Source organism: Paraburkholderia sp. BR10872, from assembly GCF_040965835.1.
Lineage (GTDB): Bacteria > Pseudomonadota > Gammaproteobacteria > Burkholderiales > Burkholderiaceae > Paraburkholderia > Paraburkholderia nodosa_A.
The window spans coordinates 1-13907 of the sequence record NZ_JBFRCN010000055.1; the positions used below are offsets into that span (position 1 = coordinate 1).

Genomic DNA, 13907 nt, shown 5'->3' on the forward strand with positions numbered 1-13907 from the left:
GCGAGCGCGGGCGCCGCCGCCGTGCTGCTGGTTTGGCTTGCGATGCCCGAGACGCGCGACGCGCTCGAAGAGGAAAACGCCCGCGACGCCACCGTGTGAGCGGTGCGCCGCCGGGGCGGGCGCCGGTTGCGCCTGCGCCGACGGATGGCGGCGACCCGCCTTTCACCCTGCAAACGAACAACGGCGCCCTTGGGGCGCCGTTTTGTTCTTGTGCAGTTCATGACATGAGCATGACGAGGTGTGACCAGCCACGTGGCATGTGAACGGCGGGTGGCATACCCGCGCAGGCGACCGGTGCGCCCTGGGACGCCGCTCAGGCGGCCAGCGCCTCGTCCAGACGCGCCGCGACCACGGCGTTGGGCAGGTTGTCGAGCTTGCTCGCGAGGATCATCGCGTCGGCATTGGCCGGGCGGTGACGGCGATTGGGGCTCGGCCGGAACACCGCGTCGCCGCGGCGGATCTTCTCGCCGGTCAGCGCACAAACGGCGCTGCGGCGCGCCGTGCAGACCCGCCACAACTGGTCGGAGTAACGGCCATAGGTGGCGTCGCTCCAGCAAACGGTGATGCTGTCCGGATCATGCCGCCGGATCAAGGTGATGCCCTGCGCATCCCACGAACGGACGGTGGCGCGCCGCCGGTTCGCCGCCTCCGATGCGCCGCGTGTGATGGGTACCGGTTTGCAGCTTCTGCCGCCTTCGAATTCGCCGTCCAGGCTTAACGGCTCGGAAGCCGCGGACAGAAGGTCAATGGTTTGTTGCCAAACGCTGCCGGTATCTAATTTCGTCATAATGCACCTCGTGCACGTGGAAACGATTCAAATATGCCGGTCGAATAAGCACTCTGCCACGTCCGGATTATAGCGTGTCCAACTCGCAATCCACAGGAAAAACGCAATTTTCACACGATAATGCGAAACGCAAAAGACGAGACGGCAGAGCTTTCAGTTCCGGCTGTACGCCTCCAATGTTGGTTTCTTTACATCCGTGAACTTTTTTGCCGATTTGATGATACTTAACAATCTCACTGCGGAAAAAATAACCGGTTTCAGGCCTGGATGTCACGCGTCGCGCGACTTTCCACATAACTGAATTGTTACAGCGCCCGCTGCGCCACGCGCGCGCATAAAGCCCGAAATGCCCGCCCATGGCCGGTCTCGCGGTCTTTACCCGCATCGCGACGGCTCCACTCTTACACACGGGACGTGACCGATCAATGAAACGCAATGCATCTATTCGACATTGGTGCATCAGACATATCACATACTAAACGTCAGTCTATTGGACGCGAAATTCTCGCACGAAGCTTGCATTCTCCACACCCATAGAATATCGAAGCATTCCACTATTCGAAAAGCAATTAATGGATTTCGGATATTGCTTTAGATGCATTGCCGCGACCCAATGCTGACATTGTGCAACTCGCAGGAGAGAAATAGCAACAAAACGGTGATGTTACGAGCCCTGTCGTGCGCACCGAAAGTCAGCACACTAATCCACCATTGAATCCGTGGATAAAGACAAACGAATGAAGCTATCGCGCGGCGCGCATCTTATGTCCCGCGGCCCTGATCGAGAAATTCGCCGGCGCGCACCTTGAGCATGGCGCCGAAGTCGTCGAGCCAGCCAATGGAAAGCCGCCAGCTTTGCCAGTACAGTTCGACGTCGAGCGCGCGGCCGGGCGTGAGCTCGACGAGTTCGCCACGCGCGAGATGCGGCGCGATCATGCGCTCCGGGCACATGCCCCAGCCCAGACCGTTCAGGCAGCAGCGCAGAAACCCGGCCACATGAGGAATCCAGTGCAGCGGCGCGTCGATCTGCGCGCGCGTAATGCGGCGAATGAAGCGCTTTTGCAGTTGATCCTTGGGATTGAACTCGACGCACGGCGCGTGGCGCAGCGTGTCGCGCGTCACCCCTTGCGCGAAATGCCGCTCGAAGAACGCCGGCGAGCACACCGCGAGGTACCGCATGCGCCCGAGGCGCGTCGAGCGGCAGCCCTGCACGGGCTCGGCCTGCGTCGTGACGGCGCCCTGCACGCTCCCGTCGCGCATGCGTTGCGCGGTGTGATCCTGGTCGTCGATCACGAGGTCGAGCAGAACGCCGCGCTCGACGCAGAAGCCCGCCACGGCGTCGATGAACCAGGTACCCACGCTGTCGTCGTTCACGGCCACCCGTAGCGTCGGCCGCGCCGCCCCCAGCGCGCTCGTGAAGGTCGGCATCGCCCCGCCCAGCTCCGCCTCGAGCAATTGCACGCGCTCCGTGTGACGGCACAGCAGCGCGCCGGAAGCCGTCGCGACACAAGGCTGGCCGCGCTTCACTAGCACAGTGCCCACGCGCTCCTCCAGCAGCTTCACGCGCTGCGAAACCGCCGAGGGCGTAACGTTGAGTGCGCCCGCGGCGCGATCGAACGAACCATGCCGCACGACGGCGGCGAGCGCATCGAGCAAGGCATAGTCGAGCATTAGCGTTCCTTAATCCGGTTAATGAAAATGAGCTTTGCTTATGCGGCTCCTGGCGGCAGACTAACGCCATTCCCTGTCGATGTCCAATGACCGCAGGCGCTGCGCACCGCGCCGCCCGCGGCGCCTACTTTCTTCGCAACCGTCATGAACTGGCTCGCTTTCACCCACGGCGCGGCGCTCTGCGCCTCGCTCATCGTCACGATCGGCGCACAGAATGCGTTCGTGCTGCGTCAGGGCATCCTGCGCTCGCACGTCGGCAAGATCGTCCTGCTCTGCACACTGTCCGATTTCGTGCTGATCGGCGCGGGGGTAGGCGGCGCTTCGGCGCTCGTCGAGCGCTATCCGACCTTCGTGCACATCGTGCTGTACGTGGGGCTCGCGTGGCTCGTGTGGTTCGGCATCGGCGCGCTGCGCCGTGCGGTGCGCCCGTCGCACGCGGTGCTGGAGAGCCATGCCGCGGCGGATGCGCCCGAACAGCGCGCCTGGCCGATCATCCTCATGACGCTCGCGTTCACCTGGCTCAATCCGCACGTCTATCTCGACACCTTCCTGCTGATCGGCACGGCTGGCGCGAGAGAACCGCAGGGCAGCCGCCTCGCCTTCGCGATCGGCGCGATGTCCGTGAGCGCGGTGTGGTTCGTCGCGCTCGGCTACGGCGCACGCGTGCTTGCGCCGCTGTTCCGGCGTGCGGGTGCATGGCGCGTGCTCGACGGCGCTATCGGCGGGATGGTGCTGTTGATCGCCTTTGCGCAATTGCGTTGAAGTCCACGAAAGCGCGATGCGCGGCGAGCGCACTTGCCGCGTGTGCCGCGTTTTCCATGACGACCCGCTACCCCACGCGGCAAGCGTGCCGCACCGCCATGCTCAGGCCCGCTCGTTCGCGCCGCGATTGTTCAACGATTCGATATGGGGCGGCCCGTTATTGCGCCGAACGAGACAGACTCGATCGGAAGCGGCAGTCGGCCTTCTTGCGCGACGTCTGAACGATAGCTAACGATTCGACGGCACGTCGCGCTCATCGCGCATCGCGCCGGTTCGAAGTAAGCTCTTGCGACGACTGCAATCTCTTCTGCACTGCGTGCCTTTGCCGCCAGCAAAAGAACAGCGAGATGGACGACCTGATCCTCGACGCCTTCGATGCGTCGCAACTGATTCCCGGCTTCCACGCGCCAGCGTTGCCCGTCGAGCGTCCGGACCGCGAAACGCTCGACGCCGCCGAGCGCAACACGCGCCACTGGACGAGCCATGTCACCGGTGCGCTCACGCCGGGCTCCGACGTGCATCGCGACGAAATGTGCCGCATGTTCCGCGAGACCTTCAATCCTTACCGGCCCTCGGTACTCGATTGGCCGCAGCTCGAAGCCGCGGCGCTCAAGCGCATTACCGATCTGCCCATCTGGGACATCGCCGTGCAAACGGAAGGCCGCGCGCGCCTGCGCATGGCCGCCTATGCCGCCTCGCTCGACGACGCCGTAATGCGCGACGCGCTCGCACTCAACGCGTGGGAGGAGAACCGCCACAAGGAAGTGCTCTCGCGCATGGTGGCGGCGTACGGCATCAAGCTCGCGAGCGAGCCGCCCTACGTGTACCCCAAGGACGCCGAATGGGCTTACCTCGTGACGGGCTACAGCGAATGCGTGGACAGCTTCTTCGCGTTCGGCCTCTTCGAAGTGGCGCGACGCTCGGGCCTCTTTCCGCCCGAACTCATCGACACGTTCGAGCCCGTCATGCAGGAAGAATGCCGCCATATCCTGCTGTTCGCGAACTGGGTGGCCTGGCACCGCGTCCGGCTCAACTGGTGGCAACGCATTCGCTTCGAGTTGAAGGTGGCCGGCGTCTGGGCCTTTCTGGCGTGGGAACGCGTTGGCCTCGCGCGCGCCATGGATGCAGAGGGCAACGAACACCGGCACGACAACAACTTCACGATGAACGGCGCGCAGCAGGTGACGGACGTGGACATCAGCGTACCGGAACTCATGCACCTGTGTCTCGCCGAGAACGAGCGGCGCTTTGCGGGCTACGACAAGCGTCTGCTGCGCCCGGTGACCATGCCGCGGCTCGTGCGCTTCGCACTGCGCTTCGTGCGCGACAAGAAGCACTGACGCTCCCCCCTTCCCCTGCACGCGCGCCGCTTCGTTCGAACGGACGATTGCGACGCGCGCTGCTTTCATGCGACGCTTCGCGCCCATGCAGGTTGCGCGGTGCCGCTTTAGCGTGCTCGAAGCACGCCTTCCGCAAAGCTGAATTCCGCGCAGCTCACGCGTCTGTCACAGTGACGAAAGCATTGCCCCTATCGAGGAGAGAGAGCTTGAAAATTCTGGTGCCCGTCAAGCGCGTGGTCGATTACAACGTGAAGGTCCGAGTGAAGTCGGACGGCACGGGGGTGGATATCGCCAATGTGAAATTTTCGATGAACCCGTTCGATGAAATTGCCGTTGAAGAAGCGGTGCGTCTGAAGGAAGCCGGCGTGGCGACCGAGGTCATTGCCGTTTCGTGCGGTGTTTCGCAGGCCCAGGAAACGCTGCGCACGGCCCTCGCTATCGGCGCGGATCGTGCCGTGCTGGTGGAGTCGAACGACGATCTGCAGCCGCTCGCCGTGGCGAAGCTTTTGAAAGCGCTCGTCGACAAGGAACAGCCGTCGCTGATCATCCTCGGTAAGCAAGCCATTGATGACGATTCGAATCAGACCGGGCAGATGCTCGCTGCGCTGGCAAACTTGCCGCAAGCGACGTTCGCCTCGAAGGTGGTCGTGGCCGACGGCAACGCGACCGTGTCGCGCGAAGTGGACGGTGGCGCGGAAACGCTGTCGCTCAAGCTGCCCGCGGTCGTCACCACGGACCTGCGCTTGAACGAACCGCGCTACGTCACGCTGCCGAACATCATGAAGGCGAAGAAGAAGCCTTTGGAGACGCTCAAGCCTGAAGACCTGGGTGTCGACGTCGCGCCGCGTCTGAAGACGCTGAAGGTTGCCGAGCCGCCGAAGCGTTCGGCAGGCTTGAAGGTGCCCGACGTTGCGGCGCTGGTCGAGAAGCTGAAAACCGAAGCCAAGGTGCTGTAAGGGGAGCGAAACAAATGACGAATCTGGTGAATCTGGTAATAGCCGAACACGACAATCAGTCGATCAAGGCTGCAACGCTGAACACGGTCGCGGCAGCACAGAAAATTGGCGGCGACGTGCACGTGCTGGTCGCGGGCCACAATGCGCAAGCCGCAGCGGATGCCGCCGCGAAGATCGCAGGCGTCGCAAAGGTGCTGCTTGCCGACGCGCCCCAACTCGAACAAGGTCTCGCGGAAAACGTCGAAGCGACGATCCTCAATATCGCAAGGAACTACTCGCACATCCTGGCCCCGGCAACAGCCGCGGGCAAGAACGTCGCCCCGCGCGTTGCCGCGAAGCTCGACGTCGCCCAGATCAGCGACATCGTCGCGGTGCACAGCGCCGACACGTTCGAGCGTCCGGTCTACGCGGGCAATGCTATCGCGACGGTGCAGTCGGTCGATCCGATCAAGGTCATCACGGTCCGTTCGACGGCGTTCGATGCAGTCGCTGCCGTTGGCGGCAACGCAGCGATCGAAAAGATCGAAGCCGCAGCCGACAGCGGACTCTCACAATTCGTGAGCCGCGAAGTGACCAAGCTCGACCGTCCGGAACTCACGAGCGCGAAGATCATCGTCTCGGGCGGCCGGGGTCTGGGCAGCGGCGAGAACTACACCAAGGTTCTGGAGCCGCTCGCGGACAAGCTCAACGCCGCACTTGGCGCCTCGCGCGCAGCGGTGGATGCTGGTTACGTGCCGAACGACTATCAGGTCGGCCAAACCGGCAAGATCGTCGCGCCGCAGCTGTACGTGGCCGTCGGTATCTCGGGTGCGATCCAGCATCTGGCCGGCATGAAGGACTCGAAGGTCATCGTCGCGATCAACAAGGACGAAGAAGCACCGATCTTCAGCGTGGCCGATTACGGCCTCGTGGGCGACCTGTTCACGGCCGTACCGGAACTCGCTCGGGCAATCGGCTAATACCGCCGCCAGGCTGGCAGCAAAAAACGGAAGGCGCCTTTGTGAAAACAAGGCGCCTTCTTTATCGACTTCATCGCAGCAACTTCTACGACGACGGCAAGCGTTCAAGCACCCAGAATCCGCCGCGCCTTGAGGATCACCGGCATGTCGACCATCTTGCCTTCGAGCGCCACCGCCGCCCCGCCGCTCGCCTGCACCGCATCGAGCACGCGCTGCGCCCATGCGCGCTCAGCCTCGCTCCATGCGTACGCGCGATGCACAGGCTCGATCTGCTTCGGATGAATGCAAAGCTTGCCGCCGTAGCCGAATCGCCGTCCACGCCGTGCTTCACGCTCGAGAAGATCGGCATCGTCGAATACGGTCGAAACACCGTCCACGGGCGCCGCAATGCCCGCAAGCCGCGAGGCCAGCACGATCTGCGAACGGAACGCGTCGAGTTCCTCGCCGTCGCCGTCGATACCCATATCCACCTGAAAGTCGAGCGTGCCGAACGCGACGCGCAGCACGCCTTGTGCGCGACACACTGCGTCCAGGCCCGCGATGCCGCGCGCCGTTTCCACGATCGGCAACACGTGTAGCGCGCCGTGCGCGCCTGAGCGCACCGCCGCGACCTGCTCCGCGCTTTCCGCCTTCGGCAACATGATGCCCGCCACGCCCGCGTGTCCCGCGAGGGCCGCGACATCATCGGCGAACCAGGGCGTGTCGGTGCCGTTCACGCGCACCCACACGGGGCGCACGGGGTCCAGCGACGCAAGCACCGCGTCGCGCGCCGCGCCCTTCTGGTCCGGCGCAACCGCATCTTCCAGATCGAAGATCACGGCATCCGCCCCTGCGCCACGCGCCTTCTCGAAGCGCTCGGGCCGGTTGCCCGGTACGAAGAGATACGAGCGGGAAAGCACGGCGCTCATACACCCATCCTCTCGCCGAACAGCGCGCCCACGCGCTGCGCCTCGGCAATGCCCCATGCCGCGTCGAGCAGACGCTGCGCATCGCTTTCGCTCGCTGCGCCCGAAAATGCCGCGAGCCGCACGAACTTCGCGCCGATCTCCTCGCGCGAGAGCGTATTGCCCGGATCGCCCTTCGGCTCGTCCACGCGGCCCTGCAACGTCCGGCCGTCGCGCGTCGTCACGCTCACCTTGCCGATCCAGCGGGCGGGATATGCGCGATCCACTTCCTCGTCCAGCGCCATCGTCACGCGTTCGCGAAACGCGGCGATATCGTCCGCCGAGGAGTCGCGCTCGAACTCGTTCACGCCTGCATAGCCGCGATAGGCGACCAGTCCGAGCACCGTCCCCATGTTGAATTTCGCCTGGTGAACGGTGCTCGGCACGACCACGCTGCCGAGCACGTCGATGGCGCCTTGATGCACATGCGCTGTCACGCCCGCGATATCGTCGGGATTCAGACCGTGCGCTTCGATCACGGAAAGCAGCGCGTCAGCGGCCGGATGCGTATGACGGCACGCCGCGTGATACTTGAACGACGTTTCGACCGTGGCCCAACGCTCGCCCAGGCGATCGACCAGCTTCGCGGGATCGGCGTCGCTCGACATACCCGCCGCCATGCCCTGTGCACCTTCGAGAATGCGCTGCGCGCCGCGAAACCCGTCCGCCGCGAGCTGGGCGGCCATCAGTCCATTCGCAGCCGCCATGGCCGTGTGCAGTTGCTTCGAATCGGCCGCGTCGCGCAGGAACTCCCACAAGCCGCTCGCCTGCGTGCCCGCCGATCCGAATGCGTCGAGCATCTGCTCAGGGGTGAGCTTGAGCAGACGACCTGCGGCCGCGGCAGCCGCGATCGTGCCCACGGTGCCAGTCGTGTGAAATATCTTGTAGTGCGAACGTCCCATGAATTCGCCGACGCGGATGCCCACCTCGTAACCCGCCACCGAGGCTGCGATGAACTCGTGTCCCGAGGCGCCCAGTGCCTGCGCGAGTGCCAGCGTCACCGGAAACACGACAGTAGCCGGATGCAGCACCGAGCCGTTGTGCACGTCGTCCTGCTCGACGAAATGCGAAGCGGCGCCGTTGGTCATCGCGGCGAAATACGCCGTGGTGCGAGTGCGGTCGATGATGATGTCGCACGGCCCCTGCGCGTCGGTGCCACCGCGCGCGGCACGTGCAAAGCGCGCAATCGTTTCGACCGGACGCGCGCCCTTTCCGCCCAGCGCGGAGCCGAGCCAGTCCACGTAAAGATTGACGGCGCGCTCGACCACGTGAGTCGGAATCGCGTCGAAGCGCAGTTGCGAGGCGAAGGCCGCGAGCGCGCGGCTGGGATGATCTGTCATGGCAGCGTAGTTCAGTGGAGTCGGTTTGCGAAGCGCGAGACGCGATCAGATGGCTCCGGCTTCGCGCAGCGCGCCGATGCGCGCCGCGTCATAGCCAAGCTCACGCAGGATTGATTCGGTATGCTGACCGAGCGCGGGCACGGCATCCATGCGGGCATCGAATGCGCAAGGCGCGCCCGGCGGCAACAGCGCCGGCACGGTCCCCGCCGAGGTCTGCACCTCGCGCCAGCGCTCGCGTGCCTGCAGTTGGGGGTGCGCCCAAACATCGGCCATCGTGTTCATCCGGGCGTTGGCAATGCCGGCGCGGTCGAGCCGTTCAATGACCTGCGCGGCGGTCAGCTTCGAAAACGCATCGACGATCAGTTCGCGCAGTTCCGCACGGCGCGCGGAACGCTGGGAGTTCGCGGCAAAGCGCTCATCGGTGGCGAGTTCCGGCTGCGACAGCACGTGCTCGCAAAAGAGCTTCCATTCGCGATCGTTCTGCAGGCCGAGCATCACCGACTTGCCGTCGCCGGCGGGAAACGGCCCATAGGGATAGATCGTCGCGTGCGAAGCGCCTGCGAGTGGCGGAGGCGTTTGCCCGTCGATCGCGTAGTAGAGCGGATAGCCCATCCACTCCACCATGCTCTCCAGCATCGAAACGTCGATGCGGCAGCCGCGCCCGGTGCGACCGCGCATCAGCAACGCACTGAGGATGTTCGAGTAGGCATACATGCCTGCGGCGATATCGGCGATCGAGCAGCCTGCCTTCGCGGGCTCGCCGGGCGACCCCGTGATGGAGAGGAAGCCCGATTCGCTCTGGATCAGCAGGTCGTAGGCCTTGCGCTCGCGATAAGGGCCGTCGTCGCCGTAACCGGAGATGTCGCACACGATCAGCTTCGGGTAACGCTCGCTGAGCGCTTCGTAGCTCAGTCCAAGTCGCGCGGCGGCGCCCGGGGCGAGATTCTGCACGAGCACGTCGGCGTCGGCGAGCAGCGCGTCGAGGATCGGCGCGGCCTCTTTGTGCTTGACGTCGAGCGAGAGGCTTTCCTTCGAGCGGTTCGTCCACACGAAGTGCGATGCGAGTCCATGCACGCGCTCGTCATAGCCGCGCGCGAAGTCCCCGACGCCAGGCCGCTCGATCTTGATCACGCGCGCGCCGAGATCGGCAAGCTGGCGCGTGCAGAAAGGCGCAGCGATCGCGTGTTCGAGCGTGACGACCTTGATACCGTCGAGTGGTCTCATGGCGCGCGCCTCCGGTCAGAACGAACGCGGCAGGCCGAGCACATGCTCCGCCACGTACGAAAGGATCAGGTTGGTCGAGATCGGCGCGACCTGGTAGAGGCGCGTCTCGCGGAATTTGCGCTCCACATCGTACTCGCAGGCGAAGCCAAAACCGCCGTGGAACTGCAGGCATGCATTCGCGGCTTCCCACGAAGCGTCGGCGGCGAGCAGCTTCGCCATATTGGCCTGCGCGCCGCAGGCCTCGTGCGCGTCGAAGCGGCGCGCGGCCTCGAAGCGCATCAGGCTCGCGGCTTCGACGTTGACGAACGCGCGCGCGATGGGAAACTGCACGCCCTGGTTCTGTCCGATCGGCCGCCCGAACACGATGCGCTCCCTGGCATAGGCGCTCACCTTGTCGATGAACCAGTAGCCGTCGCCGATACATTCGGCCGCGATCAGCGTGCGCTCGGCGTTCAGGCCGTCGAGGATGTACTTGAAGCCCATTCCCTCCTCGCCGATCAGGTTTTCCGCCGGAATTTCGAGGTTATCGAAGAAGAGTTCGTTGGTCTCGTGATTGACCATGTTGAGAATCGGCTGCACGGTGAGGCCGTTGCCGATCGCCTCGCGCAGGTCCACCACGAAAACCGACATGCCTTCGGACTTCTTCTTCACGTCGGCAAGCGGCGTGGTGCGCGCAAGCAGGATCATGAGGTCCGAATGCTGCACGCGCGAAATCCACACCTTTTGCCCGTTGATCACGTAGCGGTCGCCCTTGCGTACCGCCGTCGTCTTGATCTTCGTGGTATCGGTGCCCGTCGTGGGCTCAGTCACGCCCATCGATTGCAGGCGCAGTTCGCCGCTCGCGACTTTCGGCAGGTACTTGCGCTTTTGCTCGGCCGAGCCGTGGCGCAGCAGCGTGCCCATGTTGTACATCTGGCCGTGACAGACACCCGAGTTGCCGCCCGAGCGGTTGATCTCTTCCATGATGACCGAAGCTTCGGTCAGGCCCAGACCCGATCCGCCGTACTCCTGAGGAATCAGCGCAGCGAGCCAGCCCGCTTTCGTGAGTGCGTCGACGAATGCCTCGGGATAGCCTCGCGCCTCGTCGATCTTGCGGAAGTATTCACCGGAGAACTGCTGGCACAGATCGCGCACGGCTTCGCGGATGTCCTGAAACGAATCTTGTTGCGTGGTTTGCATGATCGATATGAATTCGCTATGTAGTTCGTGTTGCCGTTCAGGCCAGCGTGGCGGTGGCCTGCATCGTCAGATAGCCGTCGTGGTCCTTCGCCCAGAGTTCGACCGAGCGCGCGTCGTCCGCGAGCTTGCCGCACAGCGTGAACGCGTGGCCTGCGAACGTGGGCCGTACCGCGCGAAACGCAAACGTTGCGATGGTGGCGTCGGGCCGCTCGCGGTGCACGAGGTCGAGCAGCAGCGTGGCGATGAGCGGGCCGTGCACGACGAGGCCCGGATAGCCCTCTTCCTGCGTGACGTACGGGAAGTCGTAGTGAATGCGATGACCGTTGAAGGTCAGCGCGGAATAGCGGAACAGCATGAGCGCACTGGCGGTGAGCGTTCGCGACCATGTCTCGCCTTCGGGTGTCACTACCGGCTTGGGCGCGCTCGCGCCGGGTTGCGGCGCGTCGCGATAAACGATGTCGTGCTCTTCCTCGATGCACAGCGCCCCGCCGCTCTCGTAGCGATGCTGCACGGTCACGAACACGAGACGGCCGCTACGGCCGGTCTTGTCCTCGATGTTCGCGATGGTAGAGGTGCGCGCGGCCTCGCTGCCCGCGCGCAGCGGCGCGTGAAAGGTAAGGCGTCCGCCCGCCCACATGCGGCGCGGCAGTTCGACCGGCGGCAGAAAGCCACCGCGTTTCGGGTGGCCATCGGGACCCGCTTGCGCGAGCGGCGAGACGGGCAGAAAATAGAGCCAGTGCCACAGCGGCGGCACGGCGCTATCGGGGGCTTCGCGATCGAGCGTGGCCGCGAGGGCGCGCAGCGGAAACGCGGTGATATCGTCGGTGAGCGTTTCGGTCTTGTCGAGCCACGCACTGAGCGTTGGCGTTTGCGATTCCGGCATGGCGTTTCTCCGATTCGAGACTGTTGGCCATACTATGAACGGCTCACATCGTTTCGCGAAGTTGCCTTTGCCGAATCGGCCCTTTCGCTTTCGTTAATCCCCCGACCATCGCGGCCCGATACTTGCACGCGGCTTTCAACCACGGCCGCGCGCAGGCCTCACGCTTCGCCGCGCAGATGGGCGGAGGCTTCGTCTTCCACGCGCTGCCACAACTCGAACGACATGGGGCGCTCGCCTTCTTCGAGCAGATGACCCACGAGGCCAATGGCGCGCGCCATCACACCGAAGCCGCGCACGATACGCCACGGGAAGCCGAATTCGCAGCAAATCGCGCCGATCGCACCCGTCGCATTGATCGGCAGTGCTTTGCCCGACGCACGCTCGGCCTCCGCGCCAATGAGTTGCATGAGCGTCACATAGCGCCCCGACATGCCGTTTTGCGCGGCCAGTTCAAAAAGGCGCGGCGTGCGGGGATCGATGGGCTTGTGCAGCGGATGGCCGAGCCCCGGAATCGGCGTACCACGCGCGCGCCATGCGGCGACGGTATCGACTGCGAGTTTCTCCAGGTCGTCGCACTGGCCGTCATAGGGCAGCGTTTCGGATAGCATGCGGCACGCGCCTTCCATGCTGCCGACGAACACCGAGCCGAGGCCGCATAGCCCCGCGGCGACAGCCGCCTGCAGCGACTCGGGCGCGCCCGCATAGGTCATGCGCGCGGCGATGGCGCTTGGCGTCATGCCGTGCTCGACGAGCGTGATGACGATGGCGTTGAACATCGCGGACTGCTGCGGCGTGGCCGCCTTGCCCGTGAGTTGCAGAAACGCGAAGTCGCCGAGATTCATGTGGCCGAGCACTTCGTCGGGCAGACTCTTGCCTCGCACGACGATACGATCGGGCGTGCTGTACGCGATATCGGAGCGCACGAGCGGTTTCGGTTGACGGGCCATAGTTCTGATTTCCTTCGTTATACGGAATAGCGCTCAGCGCAACTGCGCGCGCCCATGGTTGAGCACGAGCACGTCGCGTTCCAGCACGCGCGCGCGAAAACTCACTTCGTCGCCATCTCGCCACATCTCGGTGCGGATCGTCTCGCCCGGATACACAGGTGCCGTAAAGCGTGCGTGAAACGCCACGAGGCGTTGCGGGTCGCTCGCGCACATCGTCTTGAGCACGGCATGCGCGGCCACGCCCCACGTGGCGAGCCCGTGCAGGATAGGCCGTTCGAAACCCGCCGCGCGTGCGACCTGCGGGTCGGCATGCAACGCGTTGTCGTCACCGCACAGGCGATAAATCAGCGCCGTTTCCGGGCGCGTCGGCAGATCGCAATGATGATCGGGCGCGCGCTCGGGCATCGGCGGCGGCGGCGCGGGCGCTTCGTCGCTCAAACCGTTGTCCGCGCTGAAGCCGCCGTCCCCACGGCAGAACGTGAGCTGCGTGACGGTGGCATACAGGTCGCCGCTTGCCTTGTCGGTAATGCTACGCTGGATTTCGAGCAGCGCGCCCTTGCCTGCGCCTTTGTCGACCACCCGCGTGATACGCGAGCGGCCGATCACCGTTGCGGCCGGCGGCAGCGGCTTGTGCATCACGAGGCTCTGCTCGCCGTGCAACAGCCGCACCCAGTCGATGCCCGAGCGCGGGTCGCGCGCCCAGAAGCCGGGAAAGCCGAGCACGACGGCAAGCGTCGGCGGCACGCGCAACTCTTTTTCGTAGACGAATGCCAGGTCGTCCGGATCGACGGGATTGGCGCCGTATCCCACAGCGAGGCTGTAGAGCATGGCGTCGCGCGCGGTATAGGTTTGCTCGACGTCCTTGAACGGCCAGTTGCGCAGGGTGTGATAGTCAATCGTCATGGCGGTGCGTGG

The 13907-nt window shown here is 64.6% G+C and carries 13 protein-coding genes; 4 read left to right on the top strand and 9 right to left on the bottom strand.

The genetic code is table 11. The features are described 5' to 3' along the window. Positions 1-313: 313 nt before the first annotated feature. Together AB4Y43_RS32035 and AB4Y43_RS32040 are read right to left on the bottom strand one after the other, a co-directional pair. Positions 314-787 (bottom strand): DUF3331 domain-containing protein, encoded by a 474-nt coding sequence (locus tag AB4Y43_RS32035; protein ID WP_083245099.1) that lies wholly within the window; start codon positions 785-787, stop codon positions 314-316. A gap of 762 nt (positions 788-1549) precedes the next feature. Continuing rightward, the gene (locus AB4Y43_RS32040) at positions 1550-2458 is read right to left on the bottom strand and encodes a LysR family transcriptional regulator ArgP (RefSeq protein ID WP_069262457.1); all 909 of its coding nucleotides are present in this window, start codon (positions 2456-2458) and stop codon (positions 1550-1552) included. Positions 2459-2602: 144 nt separating this feature from the next. Between AB4Y43_RS32040 and AB4Y43_RS32045 the strand changes: the two genes are divergently transcribed. From AB4Y43_RS32045 to AB4Y43_RS32060, 4 genes are all read left to right on the top strand, one after another. Further along, positions 2603-3220, top strand: a complete 618-nt coding sequence (locus AB4Y43_RS32045; protein WP_368604911.1) for a LysE/ArgO family amino acid transporter — start codon at positions 2603-2605, stop codon at positions 3218-3220. A gap of 347 nt (positions 3221-3567) precedes the next feature. Next, positions 3568-4560, top strand: a complete 993-nt coding sequence (locus AB4Y43_RS32050) for a ferritin-like domain-containing protein (protein WP_368604910.1) — start codon at positions 3568-3570, stop codon at positions 4558-4560. 206 nt (positions 4561-4766) lie between these two features. Further along, a complete protein-coding gene (locus AB4Y43_RS32055) occupies positions 4767-5516 on the top strand; it encodes an electron transfer flavoprotein subunit beta/FixA family protein (RefSeq protein WP_368604909.1) in 750 nt (249 codons plus the stop codon). Between the two features lie 23 nt (positions 5517-5539). Further along, positions 5540-6475, top strand: coding sequence for an electron transfer flavoprotein subunit alpha/FixB family protein (locus tag AB4Y43_RS32060; protein WP_368729640.1), 936 nt, complete (start codon positions 5540-5542; stop codon positions 6473-6475). 104 nt (positions 6476-6579) lie between these two features. On the opposite strand, the gene AB4Y43_RS32065 is transcribed toward AB4Y43_RS32060, so the two are convergent. The 7 genes from AB4Y43_RS32065 to AB4Y43_RS32095 all read right to left on the bottom strand — a co-directional run bounded on the left by AB4Y43_RS32065 (position 6580) and on the right by AB4Y43_RS32095 (position 13895). Further along, complete coding sequence (locus tag AB4Y43_RS32065; RefSeq protein ID WP_368604908.1) at positions 6580-7383, bottom strand: CoA ester lyase; 804 nt, start codon at positions 7381-7383, stop codon at positions 6580-6582. Next, positions 7380-8759 carry an MmgE/PrpD family protein gene (locus AB4Y43_RS32070; protein ID WP_368729624.1) on the bottom strand — a complete coding sequence of 460 codons (1380 nt, stop codon included), beginning with the start codon at positions 8757-8759 and terminating at the stop codon, positions 7380-7382. The genes AB4Y43_RS32065 and AB4Y43_RS32070 overlap by 4 nt, the downstream gene beginning before the upstream one ends. A 45-nt stretch (positions 8760-8804) precedes the next feature. After that, positions 8805-9983, bottom strand: a complete 1179-nt coding sequence (locus tag AB4Y43_RS32075) for a CaiB/BaiF CoA transferase family protein (protein ID WP_368729625.1) — start codon at positions 9981-9983, stop codon at positions 8805-8807. 15 nt (positions 9984-9998) lie between these two features. Then, positions 9999-11162 (bottom strand): acyl-CoA dehydrogenase family protein, encoded by a 1164-nt coding sequence (locus AB4Y43_RS32080; protein WP_368682060.1) that lies wholly within the window; start codon positions 11160-11162, stop codon positions 9999-10001. Positions 11163-11199: 37 nt separating this feature from the next. Beyond that, positions 11200-12045, bottom strand: coding sequence for a MaoC family dehydratase N-terminal domain-containing protein (locus tag AB4Y43_RS32085; protein ID WP_368682061.1), 846 nt, complete (start codon positions 12043-12045; stop codon positions 11200-11202). 158 nt (positions 12046-12203) lie between these two features. Beyond that, positions 12204-12992 carry a citryl-CoA lyase gene (locus tag AB4Y43_RS32090; protein ID WP_133183498.1) on the bottom strand — a complete coding sequence of 263 codons (789 nt, stop codon included), beginning with the start codon at positions 12990-12992 and terminating at the stop codon, positions 12204-12206. 33 nt (positions 12993-13025) lie between these two features. Then, positions 13026-13895: a MaoC/PaaZ C-terminal domain-containing protein gene (locus AB4Y43_RS32095; RefSeq protein ID WP_069262468.1), complete on the bottom strand. Its 870-nt coding sequence runs from the start codon at positions 13893-13895 to the stop codon at positions 13026-13028. Positions 13896-13907 lie beyond the last annotated feature (12 nt).

Coding starts and splice junctions, on each gene's coding strand:
- AB4Y43_RS32035 (WP_083245099.1), bottom strand. CDS start 787: ATGACGAAATTAGATACCGGCAGCGTTTGGCAACAAACCATTGACCTT.
- AB4Y43_RS32040 (WP_069262457.1), bottom strand. CDS start 2,458: ATGCTCGACTATGCCTTGCTCGATGCGCTCGCCGCCGTCGTGCGGCAT.
- AB4Y43_RS32045 (WP_368604911.1), top strand. CDS start 2,603: ATGAACTGGCTCGCTTTCACCCACGGCGCGGCGCTCTGCGCCTCGCTC.
- AB4Y43_RS32050 (WP_368604910.1), top strand. CDS start 3,568: ATGGACGACCTGATCCTCGACGCCTTCGATGCGTCGCAACTGATTCCC.
- AB4Y43_RS32065 (WP_368604908.1), bottom strand. CDS start 7,383: ATGAGCGCCGTGCTTTCCCGCTCGTATCTCTTCGTACCGGGCAACCGG.
- AB4Y43_RS32070 (WP_368729624.1), bottom strand. CDS start 8,759: ATGACAGATCATCCCAGCCGCGCGCTCGCGGCCTTCGCCTCGCAACTG.
- AB4Y43_RS32075 (WP_368729625.1), bottom strand. CDS start 9,983: ATGAGACCACTCGACGGTATCAAGGTCGTCACGCTCGAACACGCGATC.
- AB4Y43_RS32080 (WP_368682060.1), bottom strand. CDS start 11,162: ATGCAAACCACGCAACAAGATTCGTTTCAGGACATCCGCGAAGCCGTG.
- AB4Y43_RS32085 (WP_368682061.1), bottom strand. CDS start 12,045: ATGCCGGAATCGCAAACGCCAACGCTCAGTGCGTGGCTCGACAAGACC.
- AB4Y43_RS32090 (WP_133183498.1), bottom strand. CDS start 12,992: ATGGCCCGTCAACCGAAACCGCTCGTGCGCTCCGATATCGCGTACAGC.
- AB4Y43_RS32095 (WP_069262468.1), bottom strand. CDS start 13,895: ATGACGATTGACTATCACACCCTGCGCAACTGGCCGTTCAAGGACGTC.